The sequence below is a fragment of the Pseudidiomarina aestuarii genome, assembly GCF_048263735.1.
GTDB classification, from domain to species: Bacteria; Pseudomonadota; Gammaproteobacteria; order Enterobacterales; family Alteromonadaceae; genus Pseudidiomarina; species Pseudidiomarina aestuarii_B.
In genome coordinates, this window is record NZ_JBLXDX010000003.1 from 419,339 (window position 1) to 433,160 (window position 13,822).

16 protein-coding genes are annotated in these 13,822 nt (G+C 50.8%); 14 read left to right on the top strand and 2 right to left on the bottom strand.

What is annotated here, in order from left to right; all coding sequences use genetic code 11:
• Positions 1–129 precede the first annotated feature (129 nt).
• A complete protein-coding gene (locus tag ACN0S4_RS09115) occupies positions 130–945 on the top strand; it encodes a flagellin (RefSeq protein WP_417657370.1) in 816 nt (271 codons plus the stop codon).
• A gap of 71 nt (positions 946–1,016) precedes the next feature.
• On the opposite strand, the gene fliE is transcribed toward ACN0S4_RS09115, so the two are convergent.
• Positions 1,017–1,337 (bottom strand): flagellar hook-basal body complex protein FliE, encoded by a 321-nt coding sequence (gene fliE / locus ACN0S4_RS09120; protein ID WP_417657371.1) that lies wholly within the window; start codon positions 1,335–1,337, stop codon positions 1,017–1,019.
• 151 nt (positions 1,338–1,488) lie between these two features.
• On the opposite strand from fliE, the gene fliF reads away from it, so the two are divergent.
• From fliF to fliR, 13 genes are read left to right on the top strand one after another with little or no spacing between them, the layout of a single operon-like run.
• A complete protein-coding gene (gene fliF / locus ACN0S4_RS09125; RefSeq protein ID WP_417657372.1) occupies positions 1,489–3,249 on the top strand; it encodes a flagellar basal-body MS-ring/collar protein FliF in 1,761 nt (586 codons plus the stop codon).
• Entirely contained in the window at positions 3,236–4,243 is a 1,008-nt protein-coding gene (gene fliG / locus ACN0S4_RS09130; RefSeq protein ID WP_417657373.1) for a flagellar motor switch protein FliG, read from the top strand. The genes fliF and fliG overlap by 14 nt, the downstream gene beginning before the upstream one ends.
• Positions 4,236–4,970: a flagellar assembly protein FliH gene (locus tag ACN0S4_RS09135; RefSeq protein ID WP_417657374.1), complete on the top strand. Its 735-nt coding sequence runs from the start codon at positions 4,236–4,238 to the stop codon at positions 4,968–4,970. The genes fliG and ACN0S4_RS09135 overlap by 8 nt, the downstream gene beginning before the upstream one ends.
• Position 4,971: 1 nt before the next feature.
• Positions 4,972–6,342, top strand: a complete 1,371-nt coding sequence (gene fliI, locus ACN0S4_RS09140; RefSeq protein WP_417657375.1) for a flagellar protein export ATPase FliI — start codon at positions 4,972–4,974, stop codon at positions 6,340–6,342.
• Complete coding sequence (gene fliJ, locus ACN0S4_RS09145) at positions 6,339–6,794, top strand: flagellar export protein FliJ (RefSeq protein ID WP_417657376.1); 456 nt, start codon at positions 6,339–6,341, stop codon at positions 6,792–6,794. Before fliI ends, fliJ begins: the two co-directional genes overlap by 4 nt.
• 12 nt (positions 6,795–6,806) lie before the next feature.
• On the top strand, positions 6,807–8,369 hold the full coding sequence (locus ACN0S4_RS09150) for a flagellar hook-length control protein FliK (protein ID WP_417657377.1): 1,563 nt from the start codon (positions 6,807–6,809) through the stop codon (positions 8,367–8,369).
• 40 nt (positions 8,370–8,409) lie between these two features.
• On the top strand, positions 8,410–8,904 hold the full coding sequence (fliL, locus tag ACN0S4_RS09155) for a flagellar basal body-associated protein FliL (protein WP_417657378.1): 495 nt from the start codon (positions 8,410–8,412) through the stop codon (positions 8,902–8,904).
• A 6-nt stretch (positions 8,905–8,910) separates the two neighbouring features.
• Positions 8,911–9,999, top strand: coding sequence for a flagellar motor switch protein FliM (gene fliM, locus ACN0S4_RS09160; protein WP_417657379.1), 1,089 nt, complete (start codon positions 8,911–8,913; stop codon positions 9,997–9,999).
• Entirely contained in the window at positions 9,983–10,399 is a 417-nt protein-coding gene (fliN, locus tag ACN0S4_RS09165; protein ID WP_417657380.1) for a flagellar motor switch protein FliN, read from the top strand. Before fliM ends, fliN begins: the two co-directional genes overlap by 17 nt.
• Positions 10,400–10,411: 12 nt before the next feature.
• Positions 10,412–10,795 (top strand): flagellar biosynthetic protein FliO, encoded by a 384-nt coding sequence (gene fliO, locus ACN0S4_RS09170; RefSeq protein ID WP_417657381.1) that lies wholly within the window; start codon positions 10,412–10,414, stop codon positions 10,793–10,795.
• Positions 10,792–11,529: a flagellar type III secretion system pore protein FliP gene (fliP, locus tag ACN0S4_RS09175; RefSeq protein WP_417657382.1), complete on the top strand. Its 738-nt coding sequence runs from the start codon at positions 10,792–10,794 to the stop codon at positions 11,527–11,529. The genes fliO and fliP overlap by 4 nt, the downstream gene beginning before the upstream one ends.
• Positions 11,530–11,537: 8 nt before the next feature.
• On the top strand, positions 11,538–11,807 hold the full coding sequence (fliQ, locus tag ACN0S4_RS09180) for a flagellar biosynthesis protein FliQ (protein ID WP_169930878.1): 270 nt from the start codon (positions 11,538–11,540) through the stop codon (positions 11,805–11,807).
• Between the two features lie 9 nt (positions 11,808–11,816).
• A complete protein-coding gene (gene fliR, locus ACN0S4_RS09185; RefSeq protein ID WP_417657383.1) occupies positions 11,817–12,596 on the top strand; it encodes a flagellar biosynthetic protein FliR in 780 nt (259 codons plus the stop codon).
• 9 nt (positions 12,597–12,605) lie between these two features.
• Here the strand turns inward: fliR and flgL are convergent, their stop codons facing one another.
• Positions 12,606–13,805, bottom strand: coding sequence for a flagellar hook-associated protein FlgL (gene flgL, locus ACN0S4_RS09190; RefSeq protein WP_417657384.1), 1,200 nt, complete (start codon positions 13,803–13,805; stop codon positions 12,606–12,608).
• Between the last annotated feature and the right edge of the window lie 17 nt (positions 13,806–13,822).

A 13,822-nucleotide genomic window follows, 5' to 3' on the forward strand; every position in this document is an offset into this window, starting at 1 on the left:
TTAATGATCAGCCATCCACTTGTGGGTGGCTGATTTTTTTATCCTTTTCAAAATTTTTTCTAAAGTTGTCTATTTACGTGCCGATAATCATTGGTAACAACAGAACAATGGTTCAAGAGGAACGTAATTATGTCAGTCATCAACACCAACATTACCTCACTGATTGGTCAGCAAAATCTGCAGAAGTCTCAGTCGTCACTGCAAACTTCGATGGAGCGTTTGTCGTCTGGTTTACGCATCAACAGCGCCAAAGATGATGCTGCGGGTCAAGCCATCGCGAACAAAATGACCTCACAAATTCGCGGCTTATCTCAGGCTCAACGTAACGCGAACGATGGTATTTCGTTAGCACAAACAGCTGAAGGCGCTTTAAATCAAATTAACGATAACGTTCAGCGTATTCGTGAACTGACCGTGCAAGCGCAAAACGGCACTAACTCAGCTGATGATGTTGCTTCTATTCAAGCGGAAGTAGACGAGCGTCTCGCAGAAATCGTACGTGTAGTTGATGAATCTGAATTCAATGGTAACGCATTATTTGACCGCGCAACCGACGGCTCAGCTGACTTTGATATCCAAGTGGGTGCAGATGATGGTCAAGTGATTACCATCGAAGCTGCAACATTAGCCTCAACAGACTACAACGCATCATTAGCTGGTTTTGACGTGGCAACTGGAACCTTAGCAACGCTTGATACTGCTTTAGCATCGGTAGATGGCGCTCGTTCTAACTTGGGTGCGGTGCAGAACCGTCTTGAGTCAGCTATCGATAATATCAGCACTACCGTCGCTAACTTGTCAGCTGCGCGTTCACGTATTGAAGATGCGGATTATGCAGTAGAAGTCAGCAACATGACTCGTTCACAGATTTTGCAGCAGGCTGGTACTTCAGTATTGGCTCAGGCGAATCAGGTTCCACAGGGCGTGTTGTCACTGTTGGGCTAAGCTTTATCATCTCCCATGCGTTCGTAACACGCATCTCAGCTGCTTACTCGTGAAAACGGTAAGCAGCTTTTTTATACCTGCATATTCATAATTTCTTTATAAGCACCGACTAGGCGGTTGCGAACCTGCACGCCCATTTCAAAAGCCAATGAGGCTTTCTGCTTATCAATCATGACGTCATTCAGAGAGACGTTAGGGTCGCCTAACTGAAAAGCTGTAGTCTTTGCTGCTGCGGTTTGCTGCAGTTCGTTAATGCGCTCGATGGATTGCTTTAACTCGCCGGCAAACCCACCTTTTTCGACGGTAGCTGGAGCCGTAGCAGGCTCAGCTCTGGTCTGCGCTTGCAGGCTTTGCATTTGTGCTAATGCGGTTTGAATAGCTGGAACACTCATGGGTTTTCTCCACTTTTATCGCAGCTTAATGTATCAGCCTCAACTTAAAGCGAATGGATTAAATAACGCCCTAAAAGTTGCTTTTTCTCCCCTTTGACTTGACCCCGCATGCGCATAATAGCAATCAGAAAAGTCTCTGCAAGAAGCGATTATGGAAGCAACACAGACAGCTACAGCAGGCGCTGGCAACAGTGCCAACCAATGGATCGGGAAGCTCAAAGCGAGCAGCCTGGTACCGTTGCTATTGGGCGGCGCTGCCTTTCTTGGGCTCATTATCGCATTGTCGTTGTGGGTCAGCGCACCGGAATATCGAGTCCTGTATAGCAACCTCAGTGAAGCTGACGGCGGCCGCATTGTGAATGAACTCGAAGCGCGCCAAATCCCCTATCAATTGAATGGCACCAATACTTTGTTGGTGCCGTCTGAAGAGGTACACCGACTCCGTCTGCAATTAGCGGAACAGGGTTTGCCCCAAGGTGGCAACGCCGGATTCTCGTTAATGGACAATCAGGCCTTCGGAATCAGCCAATTCGCTGAGCAAGTGAACTTCCAGCGTGCTTTAGAGGGTGAACTTGCGAGTTCAATGGAGTCATTAGGCCCCGTTGCCAAAGCTCGGGTGCATTTGGCAATGGCGAAAGCTTCTGTATTCGTGCGCGAGCGCGAACCCGCCAAAGCTTCGGTCGTTTTGACCCTGCATACCGGTCGCACAATGGGTGACGGGCAAGTTAACGCCATTATTCACATGGTATCCAGCAGTGTTCCAGAGTTAACCCCTGACAGTGTCACTGTCGTCGACCAACACGGCAATTTGCTGTCAGACAACAATCGCGATGATGCACTGAGCGGAACCAAGCTAAGTTACATTCATCAAGTTGAAAAGTCTTACCAAGAACGTATTGAAAGCATTCTCGCCCCATTCTTGGGTCGCGAAAATATCCAAGCGCAAGTAGCCGCCAGTATCAACTTTGCGACTCGCGAAGCAACTGCCGAGCGCTACACCCCGAATCAAACTCCGGAAACAGCCGCGATTCGTAGTATCCAACGCAACCTGTCCATGCAAGGCATGACCGATGGTGCTGCTGGCGTTCCTGGCGCATTGTCCAATACACCGCCTGGTGTCGCCGCCTCTCCAATCGAAGCCGGCCCTGCTGACGCTGAAAATAATGCCGGCACGGTTGCCAACGGTAATGCAGTCAATAACACCATGCAGCAAGACCAAGTGGTGAATTATGAAGTCGACCGCTTAGTTGAACATGTTCAGCATGAACGTGGTGAACTCGAACGGATCTCCATTGCTGTTGTTGTGAACCATCGTCAAACCACTGACGAAGAAGGCACTGTCAGTTGGGTACCGCGCAGTGATGAAGAAATCGATTATATCAACCGCTTGGTGCGTCAAGCAGTCGGTTTTAGTGCAGAACGCGGTGACCAAATTGAAGTTGTGAATAGCCGCTTCATGCCGGTCATTGAAGATACAGAATCTGAAGTGTCCGGCTGGCAAGATCCTGCTACTCAACAACTGGCTTTCACCATTGGCAAGTACGTCGCAGCAGGACTCGGAATTTTACTGTTCTATCTATTGATCATGCGCCCGCTAATTAACCGCCACGTGCAAACGCCAGTAGAATCTCAATCCAATGGCACCAGCTCAGTCCGTACGAACGGACGCGGCAACCTTCGCGCTGTAGTAGGTGATGATGACGATGACGATGGCCAACGCCGCAGCAGCCGCGGAGCCAGTGGCAGCGACCCGGCCGATGAAGAAGAGCTGGATTGGCCGGACAAAAGTAGTCAGCCGAATTACACGCGCGCTTTGAACAAAGCCAAGCAACACGCTTCTGAGAATCCGAAGCAAGTGGCTCGGATTCTACAGAACTGGATCAGTAAGGATGACGCTAATGGCAACTCCTAACGCAACGCCTATGACCGGCATGCGCCGTGCTGCCATTATGCTTTTGATGCTTGAAGAAGAAGCGGCATCAGAAGTGTTCAAGCATTTCCCGCCGACCTTGATCCAGAAAGTCAGTAAGGAAATGACGCGACTAGGTGACTTGTCTCACAACGATATCAAGATAGTGTTGGATGATTTTCATACTGAAGTCACCAACAGTCCATCCATGGACCGCTATGACGATTACATTCGTTCAGTACTAACCAAAGCGTTAGGTAATGAGCGCGCGAGCAGTCTCATTGAAGATGTCCTTGACCAGCGCCATGGTGGCGTTGGTATCGATGCATTGAACTTGATGGACACGCCGGAAGTCGCGGAAATGATTCGCGATGAACATCCACAAATTATTGCGACCATTTTGATTCACCTTGACCGCTCTCAAGCAGCAGGCGTGCTCGAACTGTTCGACGAACGTTTGCGCAACGATGTCGTGCTCCGCATTGCCACCTTCACTGGCGTTCAGCCAGCAGCGCTGCAAGAACTGACTGAAGTTCTTGGTGGCATGCTTGATGGCCAGAACTTGAAGCGCAGCAAAATGGGTGGGGTTCGCACAGCAGCAGAAATTCTTAACCTCCTCAGTGCAGGCCAAGAAGATACGGCGCTGGAGAATATCCGCGCTTACAACGACGAATTGGCACAAAAAATTGTCGACGAGATGTTCCTTTTCGAGAACCTGCTGGATCTCGACGACCGCAGTATTCAAGTGGTGCTTCGACAAGTCGAAACAACTGCCTTGGTGGTTGCGCTCAAGGGCGCCGAAGAACCATTGGTCGAGAAGTTCTTACGCAATATGTCGCAACGTGCAGCGCAACTTATTCGCGAAGAAATGGAAACCCGTGGGCCCATTCGTTTGTCGCAGGTTGAAGCCGAACAAAAAGCTATTTTGGCGGTGGTCCGTCGTTTAGCCGACAGTGGCGAAGTCATGCTCAACAGCGGAGACGATACCTATGTTTAAGCCGTTCAGCGTAGCCGCCAAAGTCAATGATGATGCTCCTGCAGCTCCTCAACTTGCCGACGACCCAGAGCAATGGCAGAGCTGGCGTCTCGGTGCCTTAACCACGCGTAAAACGCAGTCACCGCGGGTTCATGTGGATGCTACTGACATTGAATTTGAGCAACAGTCTGAGCTACGTGTTTTACGCGAACAAGCCTATCAAGAAGCGTATAGCAAGGGCCTCGCTGCAGGACGCGAAGCGGGTCACAAAGAAGGTTATGACCAAGGCTATGCGGAAGGTCAGGAACTGGCTCAGCAAGAACTGCAGCAGCATATCGAGACCGCCGTCACGCCATTACAGAATTTGGTTAAAACATTCGAAGAAGCACTGAGTGAAGTCGACACAGCGGTTGCCGAGCACCTGGTGCATTTAGCGCTGCAAGCCGGACGTCAACTGGCAGGTGATGCGCTGACCGAGAAACCTGAAGCGGTGCTAGAGATTGTTCGCGAGTTGTTGCAGCAAGACGAAACTCTGTATAGCCCCGCCATTGTTCACTTGCACCCAGATGACCTCGAGCTCGTCAAAAGCCATATGAGCGCTGACATTGAGCGCGCGCGTTGGCAGTTACAAGCAGATCCTCGGCTGACTCGCGGCGGTTGCCGTGTGGTGAGCAAAGCCGGAGAGCTTGATGCCAGCATGGAAACCAGATGGCAACTGATTCAGCAACAATTGCGAGGCCGTACCTAACATGACGACCTCGAGCGCAGCAAAATCACTACAGCACAGCTGGCAAGCCGCTTTAACGAGTGTATCGGACCGTGTCGGTCACGTTGCACCGTGGCAAGCCAGTGGTCGTTTAGTGCGCGCAACAGGTATGGTTTTGGAAGCTGTGGGTGTGCAATTGGCCGTGGGTAGTGCCTGCATGATTGTGACCGATCAGCAACGCATTGAAGCTGAAGTGGTTGGCTTTGCGGGTGACAAAACCTTTTTGATGCCAATTGACAGTGTACAAGGCCTTACACCGGGCGCACGGGTTCTCCCTTTGAATAGCGGTGATGATCACCATCGTCGTTTCCCACTTGGTCGCGCACTCCTCGGCCGTGTTTTAGATGGCTCGGGGCGCCCACTAGACGGTAAACCACTACCAGAGCGCTGTGAGTTTGGCAGCCTCCATGGGGCAACCATTAATCCGCTCAAACGCGCGGCTATCGATACGCCCATTGATGTTGGCATTCGTGCCATCAACGGCTTGTTAAGTGTTGGCCGTGGGCAACGCATGGGCTTGTTCGCTGGCTCTGGTGTGGGTAAATCGGTACTGCTCGGCATGATGGGACGCTTTACCAAAGCAGACGTCATTGTCGTGGGGCTGATTGGTGAACGGGGCCGTGAAGTACAAGAATTTATTGACCACATTCTGGGTACAGAAGGCATGGCTCGCTCTATAGTGGTAGCAGCTCCGGCTGACTCAACGCCTCTGCAGCGCTTGCAAGGAGCTGCCTATGCCACGCGTTTAGCTGAAGATTTTCGTGATCAAGGCCAACACGTGCTGCTGATCATGGATTCGCTGACACGCTATGCCATGGCCCAACGCGAAATTGCCCTCGCCATTGGTGAACCGCCAGCAACCAAAGGCTATCCACCTTCTGTGTTTGCCAAATTGCCCGCTTTAGTTGAACGCGCCGGTAATGGTGAACCAAATGGCGGATCGATTACTGCATTCTATACGGTGCTGACTGAAGGCGACGACCAGCAAGATCCTATCGCAGACTCGTCGCGCGCTATTCTGGATGGCCACATTGTGCTGTCACGTGAACTCGCTGAGTCCGGCCATTACCCAGCTATTGATATTGAAGCCTCAATCAGCCGCGTGATGCCTTCGATTGTGAGCCAAGAGCAAGTGTTACACGCACAGCATTTGAAGAAATTGTTCTCTACTTATCAGCGCAATCGCGATCTGATTAGTGTTGGTGCTTATAGCCCAGGCCACGATCCATTGCTCGATAAGGCAGTGCAGTTTTTCCCGAAACTTGAACGCTATTTGCAGCAGGGCATGCAAGAAGAATGTCAGCTTAGCCAGTCACAACAAGCACTGGCAACAGTGATTGGAGGTCAGTCATGAACCAGTCTACGCTCAGCTATTTGACGGAACAGGCTAAAACGGCTCGCGATGACGCGGCCAAACTACTTGCTACCGAACGTCACAATAAGCAACGCATTGCACAACAATTAGAAATGCTAAAAAGCTATCGCAATGACTACGCAACCGAACTACAAAGACAACTTTTAGACGGTTTAGCACCTGCAACTGTCGCAACCTTTCGTGCATTTCTGACCAGTCTCGAAGATGCCATTGAACGCGCAGAAGCGACATTAATGCAGCAAGATCAGCGGCTCGACAAATCACAAAGTCACTGGCAACAACAGCAGCAAAAATTACAGTCATTCAACACGCTACAAAGCCGACAATCGAGTCGTGCCATGCGTGATCGGGTGCGGGCTGAACAGCGCCTCGCCGATGAATTTACAACCAACCTTACCGCACGCCGTATTGTCGGCGCGGGCAATGGGTAAGGAGTGGGAGGCATGATATCAATGACCAATATTCAACAGCTCTTGCAACGCGAACCCGCAGCACCTACAGCCTCAAGCAGTGCTCAATCGGGTTTTGCTGAAACCTATGCTCAAGCAGCCGAATCAGCCTTACAGAACGCAACGACAACGCCACGTGAACAATCGGCGGCATCAACCTCTGATCGTCCAGTTGAATCGACACAGCAACTGCACAACCGTCCGAAGTGGATGGCTCTGTTCAACGACGAAGCGCCGGCACCCAGCGTTGCACCAGCACCGTTAATGACTGAGCAACCTATCGACCCGGCGCAAACCGATGCAACATCGACTCTGCAAGCAGTTGCTGTAGCAGCACCACAACTTGCACCAACGAATGCTAGCAAGCCGGTAGCTGGGCAGCCAACCATGACCGAACAACCGGTTGTGACCAGTCAGACAGATAAAGTTACTACAGACTTGAAGGCTACGGTTACGAATCCAGCTCAAGCGGTAGCGGTTGCTTCGACGAAAACTAATGCTGAACAACCGGTGATGAAAGAACACGCTAAAGCAGCCACTGCCACAACGCAAAAGCTCACCGCTGAGCAGATTGCAACTGCTACAGAAGTTGCAACAAAAGCTGTTTCCGGTACAGCCACTTCAACCACTCAGAATACACAAGTGGTAATGCAGGCAGCGGCACAAGCCAAAGTTAATGAGGGTGAGCTAAAGTTCACGAATCATGCACCGACCAAAGCGAACCCAACGGCACCAGTCGAGCAAGTGGTGTCCTCAGCTACTGCGCCAGTACCGCAAGTAGCTGCAGTCAAAGTGGCTCCGATGCCAACACAAACGTCGCATGCTGAGCCTCCGCCACCGTTAACACCAGCCGCCGCACAGCCGATGCCGCAACGTTCAGACTTGGCTATTGAATTGCCGCAAGCACCAGAACTGATGCGCCAGAACGCCACTGCTGCGACTCCGCAGGAGCAAATGCTCACCGCTCAATTAGCAAAAGAACTGCCTGTTACTGAATCAGCGAAGTTCACTATTGCCGACGGTGCGAACCCGAACAGCATGAACGCGACACAATCTGTCGCGCAATCAAGCTCAATGAGTCAGCAGTCTTTTGTTGCGGACACTGCAAGCACGGCGCCGCAATTAACAGCGAAGCTAGGCACTCAAGCTTGGCAACAACAGTTAAGCCAGCAAGTTTCACAGTTAGTTTTGCAGAGCGATCAGTCCGTTGCACTGCGGTTGCATCCCGCTGAACTTGGCTCGCTAATGGTGCAAATGAAAGTCGACGATGGCGCCGCACAATTGTCTATTCAGTCTGGTAACGCTCAAGTTCGGCAAGCGTTAGAGCAAGCACTGCCGCAGCTTCGTGAAGCCTTGGCGAACCAAGGTATCGATCTTGGCCAAACCCACGTGGGTAGCCAGTCTGCTCGAGACTTTGGACAGCAATCTGAGCGTCATCAGGCAGGTCAGCACGAAAATGCTTCAGATTCGCTGATTGCGGCCGATAACACCGATAATGATCCGACTCCCGTGGCACCCTCAAAAGCGCCAGCGGGAACTTTGGATCTCTACGCCTAGCACCTAGTACGCTGAACAATTATGCAGAGGATAAGTAACAATGGCGCGTAAATCGGATACTCCCGCTCCAGCAAGCGGCAGCAACAACTTAGTGATCTATGTTTTATTGTTTCTCGCTATCGCGGTAGCCGGAGCCAATACCTACTTGTTAATGGACACACGGAATATTGCCCTAGCAGCAGCCAACGGCGAAGTCATGGAAAAAGAGCAAGAAGCTTTTGAGCCGGTATTCGTCAGCATTTCACCGTTTACTGTGAACTTACGCAGCGATCAGTTTGGCCCGCGTCTGCTTTATGCTGGCTTAACGCTGGAAGTACCAGATGAGAAGGTGAAGCAATTACTGTTGACCAACATGCCGCAAGTTCGTAACCGCTTGCTGGTGCTGTTGTCTGGGCAAGATGCAGACAACATCGTGAATTCCGATGGCAAAAAGACCTTAGCAGCTTCTATTCAAGCAACGCTGCAAGCACCGTACAAAGGTGACGAAGAAATTGCCATCAATGACGTGTTATTTACCGAATTTATTGTGCAGTAAGGACTTATGGCAGACCACGACTTAACTCAAGACGAACTCGACGCACTTCTTGCCGGTCAACCGGACGAGAAGCCTAGCAAGGCGCGCCAACGCGACGCCGACGATGATGTCGTGGTTGACTCACCGAAGCCTCGCCCTGGCGGCGAAGTGCACACCCGCGATCGGAAAGAGCAGCGTCCCTTTGACCCAGGTTCCCAAAATCGTGTTGTCCGTGAACGACTGCATACGTTAGAGGTTATTAACGAGCGCTTTGCGCGACAATTCCGCATGAACTTGTTCAACCTCTTGCGGCGGAACGCCGACATCACGGTTGAATCTGTTCGCTATCAGCGTTTTAGTGATTTCGCAGACGCGATTCCAACGCCAACCAATCTCAATATCATCGCCATGAAACCGCTGCGTGGAACCGGCCTCGTGGTATTCCCACATGCCATGGTATCAATGATTGTCGAGAACCTGTTTGGTGGCGACGGACGGTTCATTACCCGCAATGACTCGCGTGAGTTTACCGGTACTGAGCAACGCATTATTCAACGCGTATTAAACCTGGCTATTGACGCCTATCAAGAGTCTTGGCGCTCAGTCTACCCGCTCGATATCAACTTTATTCGCAGTGAAATGCAGCCCAAATTTGCGGCTATCACCAGTTCTCCGAGTGAAATTGTCGTCAACACCACGTTTCACCTCGAAGTCGGCAACTTAGAAAGTAATTTTAAGATTTGTATGCCGTATTCGATGATTGAACCATTGCGCGACAAGCTCACGAACTTGCGTGCTGATGCAGGCGGCGGGAATGACAAACTGTGGCGCCAACGCATAAGCCAGGAACTCCAATCATCCTCCATTGATTTGGTTGCTGATTTCGTCGATATCCCGTTGCGGTTGCCACAAGTGATGTCGCTTAAACCAGGGGACGTGATCCCTATTGAATTACCGAAAAACGTCACCGCTACGGTGAATAATCTACCGGTTCTCGAATGCGAGTTTGGTAGCGTCAATTCACACCGAGCGTTAAAAGTGACCAAAGTGTTGGAGAATCAAAAGTTCTCCAGCCCGTTCCAGTCGCAGGAGTCAGACTATGACAAACGATTCTAATGAACACACTGGCGAGCAGCCAAACGAGCAAGACCCATGGGCTGATGCACTGGCCGAAGAAGAGCAAACGCAACCGCTTGAAGGCGATGCTGGTAATGTATTCAAGCCGCTCGATTCGACCGCGAAAGGTGGCTCATTGAATGATCTGGATATCATTATGGATATTCCAGTTAAGCTTAGCGTCGAGCTTGGCCGCACTCGTATTACCATCAAACAGCTGCTGGAGCTGGCACAAGGCTCCGTCGTTGAGCTGGACGGCCTAGCCGGTGAGCCAATGGATATTCTCATCAACGGCTATTTAATAGCTCAAGGTGAAGTAGTCGTCCTCGACGACAAATATGGTATTCGCATCACCGAAATTGTCACGCCATCTGAGCGTGTGCAAAAACTGAATCGATAAGAGCCCAGCCACATGACCACCAATGCAGCCACACAAGCGGCAGAATTAAGTACTGACGGCATGGCCTACGCTGGCCAAGTTATGCTTGTGCTGTTGTTTGTTATTGGTTTGATTTTGCTCTGTGCGTGGCTCTTTCGGAAACTCAGCGGACAATATCAAGGAGTTCAAGGCCAATTGAAGGTGGTCGGTAGCGTTGCGGTCGGTAGTCGTGAACGAGTTGTGATTGTATCGGCCGGTGATACTTGGCTGGTACTCGGCGTAGCGAATGGCAGCGTCAATAAACTCCATGAAATGCCACCACAAGCCACTCCCGAAGCTCCGACAGGTGATTTCAAATCCCGCTTACAACAGGCGTTTCGCCAACAAACCGGCAACCGCAAGGACTCGCACTCATGATGCGATGGTTGTTGCTTGCCAGTATGCTGCTGTTACTTCCTCTGGATGCACTGGCACAAAGTATTCCCGGTGTCGTGACCACCCCGACTGAAGATGGCGGCCAACAATGGTCGTTATCACTGCAAACATTACTATTCCTGACCAGCCTCGCTTTCTTGCCAGCGATGTTGCTGATGATGACGTCATTTGTTCGGATCATCATTGTCATGAGCTTGCTGCGCACCGCTATGGGTACGCAATCAGCACCGCCGAATCAAGTACTACTGGGTCTCGCACTGTTTTTGACGTTTTTCATCATGGCACCGGTATTCGGGCAAATTTATGATAAAGCGTGGGTGCCGTTCAGCACCGACGCTATCGATTTTGAGACCTTTATCGAACTCGCTTCCGGCCCCATGCGCGAATTCATGCTAGCGCAAACACGCGAGCCCGATCTCGCTTTGTTCGCCGGTCTTGCCGATGTCGGGCCAATAGCTAGCCCCGAAGAAGTGCCGTTTCATGTATTGGTGCCTTCATTCGTGACCAGTGAATTGAAGACCGCGTTTCAAATCGGTTTCACCATCTTTATCCCGTTTTTGATTATCGACCTCGTGGTTGCCAGCGTACTGATGGCACTGGGTATGATGATGGTTCCACCTGCAACGATTTCGCTGCCATTCAAGCTGATGCTGTTTGTGTTGGTTGATGGCTGGCAACTGCTGATTGGCTCACTCGCCAATAGCTTTTACGTGTAGGGGGCACCATGACACCAGAAACAGTCATGACGATTGCCTATCAAGCCATGCAAGTGACATTGTATCTGGCGGGGCCTTTGTTGCTGACAGCGTTACTACTAGGTCTCCTGATCAGCTTGTTCCAAGCGGCGACACAAATTAACGAAATGACCTTGTCATTCATCCCCAAAATTTTGGGTGTTGTGGTTGTGCTCGTGGCTATCGGTCCCTACCTGTTGCAGCTCATCATCGACTTTACTCGGCGCCTATTCACCAACATCCCCATGATGATTCAGTAGGTCACGGCTATGGTGTCCGTAACCTTCGCGCAACTTGAGGCTTGGATCAGTCTCTTTCTCTGGCCGTTCTGCCGATTTAGTGGTCTGCTCCTCATTGCACCGGTATTGAGTCACAGTAGTCTCCCGAACATGACCAAATTGGGTCTTGCCGCTATCTTCACCATTATTATTGCACCCATGTTGCCGGCACTACCTGATGTGCCGCTTTTCTCGTGGGCGAGCTTCGGCATCATGTTGGAGCAGATTATTATTGGTGTGGCAATTGGCTTTGTGATGCAGGTTATTTTCGCCGCTATTCAAGCCGCTGGTGAGTTTATCGGCTTACAGATGGGTCTCGCCTTTGCGACCTTCTTTTCGCCCGACAGTGGCGCTAATACGATGATTCTATCGCGGTTACTTTATGTCTTTTCAACCTTGATGTTCTTAGCCATTGATGGGCACTTGATCCTCATCGAAATCCTCACCAACTCGTTTTTTACGCTGCCGATAGGAAGCCTCGGACTCAACGCCGGAGCGTTTGAGCTGATCGCTCGTTTCGGGACCGTTATCTTTAGTTCGGGGATTTTGCTCGCACTACCAGTATTTGGAGCGTTATTGATTGTGAATCTCACTTTAGGCATTCTCAATCGCTCAGCACCACAGCTGACCGTATTCTCAGTGGGTTTCCCGATGTCTTTATTGCTGGGTTTGGTGCTATTGATGGTGTTGATGACCGATTTGGGTGGTTATATGCAGAAGTTATTTAGAATGGGATTGGCGATGATCGAACAGACCGTCGCCACACTCTAAAGATAGGTTTTAACGAAGCATATTGAACAAGCTTAGATCTTTCATATCCACAAACGCTTTCTGCGCTGCTTGTAGACCGACCATGCGCATACTGTATTCTGACGCCGCTTCTACATAGTCTAAGTCAACCAGTGACGATAACGTTTGCTCATAAGCCAGCATCCGGTTGGACGCGATAGTCTCTAAAGTATCGAGCTCATTCAGACGCGCACCCACTTCAGCACGAACCGTCAACACGTTATCCATACTGTTATCAAACTCGTTCATCACAGTATTCAATGTGTTGCGTAATGCAGCACCCGCCTGTGGCGTATTTGAAGGCGTTTCAAGTGCAGCAATCGCTTTCTCAAAAGTACGGAATACATCGGTATTCCCTGCTGCAGCTGGGCTCATAGTCACTTGATCACCAGGCTCCGGCGCACCCGTTAATTCGATTTGCAGCCCGCCCACTTGGATATCGGTAGGATCCGTATAAGCCACTGCTGCGCCGCCGTTGATGGAATAAGTCGGTGCTGCTGCGGTGCCGCCAAAATCAATGGTAAACGTATCACCATAGTTCGGATCAGTAGAATTAATCACATTCACGCTGCTGTAGGTCACCGAACCTTGGTTGGTTGCCGCCGCAGAAGCTAAATAATTAGTACCACCGCGCACACTGCGAAAGACATCATTAGCGCTATGCCCAATCGGCATAGTCCGGTCACCGTCAATACGCTGCTCGCGCACATCAGTGCTGCCGACAAACTCAACGGTTTCATCCGGATTACGAATAAAAGGCGCAGAGCCATCTTCATAACCACCAAATAAGTAAAGTCCGTTGCCATCGCGACTGTTACCGAGACCCACGAGAGATTCGTACAAGCCGCGCATTTCGCTCGCAACCGCATCACGGTCGCCGTCACTCAAAGTGCCGTTAGACGCTTGCACCATTAGGGTTTTTGCGCGCGAATAAATGTCGCTCACGCTATTCAATACGCTTTCTTCTTGGCCTAGAGCGTTACGCACACCAATTCGCGCATCCGTGTATTGTTGCGTCACTGCTTTCGATTGACCGACATTCAGTGCTTGCGCCATAGCTTGCGGGTCATCAGAAATATTCACCACGCGCTTACCACTGGCAATTTGTTGACCGACTTTCATGAAGTCAGCCTGCTGCCGATTCATAGCTGTGGTGTTCTGGTTGTAGATAGTTAACGTACTGATGCGCATGTCACACTCCGTGCTTC